The organism is Vibrio sp. 10N.222.48.A3, assembly GCF_041475345.1.
Lineage (GTDB): Bacteria > Pseudomonadota > Gammaproteobacteria > Enterobacterales > Vibrionaceae > Vibrio > Vibrio tasmaniensis_A.
Genome location: NZ_JBFRVX010001496.1, coordinates 1 through 1467, shown reverse-complemented (window position 1 = coordinate 1467; position 1467 = coordinate 1). Strand labels below are relative to the sequence as shown.

Genomic DNA, 1467 nt, shown 5'->3' with positions numbered 1-1467 from the left:
TCCTTGGCCAACGCCATAAACTACAACCTTATTTTCATCGATAATTTTGTAGTCTGCTATTTCTTGATTCGCGACAAACACCGTCGATATCTGTCTCTTCAAATTAATGGTTTTCGCAGCGCCTTGATCCAAGTTCATTAATTCTGATGCGAGCAATGGACATGAAAGAATCCCGCACAATAGCAAGGCTATATTTTTCTTCTTTAAAGTCATGTTATTCCTTACCACGTAATTCTCTGACACCAAACTGAGTTTCTAAAAGGTCACTACTGCGGATAGATAAATAGCGATTTTCTATTTCAGATGGAATAATATTCACATCACCAATTTTTTGAGCCATTTCTAGCTTCAAAACACTCCGCATATTCAATGCAATGACTAAACTGTATTTTTTATCCTCTGCATCTTCGGAGTCACTATCTTCACTGCCTTTTATTACCTGCAAAACACGCGCCCCACTGATAATTACTCGGCTAACGAGATCGCCAATATCACCATACCCATTCTCAACCAGGTTTGATTTTGAAGACGTTGTTGAAACAAAACTCACTTTATCGCCAGGAGTAAGAGTTGCCGTTTGTACGACTCCAATACCTGTTACTTCATAAAAATAAGGTAATTCACCATCATTTAGTGACAAGTACATATAATCTCGGTCTCCCGGATTGGAGATCATATCTTGTGTTAAATAAGTACCTTTACTGATGTCATCTTTAAAAAGAGCACCAGGTTTAACAACTAAATCGTCTTCTAACGTATAGTAGTAACCATCTAAATCAGATATGTGAACAAACTTCTGTTCATAATACTTGGGGATTAAAGGTTGAGAACGTCTAATTTCTTTTTGAGTAACTAAAATGCTGACTTTAGGTTCTTCTTTTTCGTGAACCTCAAGTGGCTCTTCGTCAGTTGAAATATAGTTAATATTAATATATACCAGCGTTGAAAAAATAGATAAAGCAACAAAAAGAAGAATGATTATTCTGTTCATATCAAGCCCAAAATAGGGGCACAAGCCCCTTATAGATTATTATATTTCAATTACTTACTAGCTGCGTCTAAATCAGCTTTTACAGCGCCAAGTGCTGCGTCTATTCCTCCTGATATAGTATCATTCTGGAACGCAGTTAATATAATTCCTGACATTACAACGGCAATAATTGCATATTCAACTGCAGTCACACCACGAACATCATCTTCGAACTTCATTTTAAGTTCAGCCATTTTTGCTAAAGTTTTGTAGTACATAATAATCCTATAAAAAGTATGTTGACCATTGGTCTAATTGAAATTGCGAGGAAAATTTACCTGATACAAAAACATACATCAAATTAATAGTTATTATGGACACATAACACAAATTTATTGGGTATTGAGATAATGTATATTTATAAAGCCATAAATAATATAAAATCGACATCTGTTGAAATAAAAACTTATTGAGTATACCCTCTAACTATGAATATA

The 1467-nt window shown here is 34.6% G+C and carries 3 protein-coding genes; all 3 read right to left on the bottom strand.

From position 1 onward, the window contains the following. A partial coding sequence (locus AB4653_RS27365) for a pilus assembly protein N-terminal domain-containing protein (protein ID WP_372105811.1) occupies positions 1–213 on the bottom strand: 213 nt, incomplete at its 3' end. A gap of 1 nt (position 214) precedes the next feature. Then, complete coding sequence (locus tag AB4653_RS27360) at positions 215–991, bottom strand: pilus assembly protein CpaB (protein ID WP_009845565.1); 777 nt, start codon at positions 989–991, stop codon at positions 215–217. A gap of 50 nt (positions 992–1041) precedes the next feature. Then, a complete protein-coding gene (locus AB4653_RS27355; RefSeq protein WP_009845566.1) occupies positions 1042–1248 on the bottom strand; it encodes a Flp family type IVb pilin in 207 nt (68 codons plus the stop codon). Positions 1249–1467: the final 219 nt, after the last annotated feature.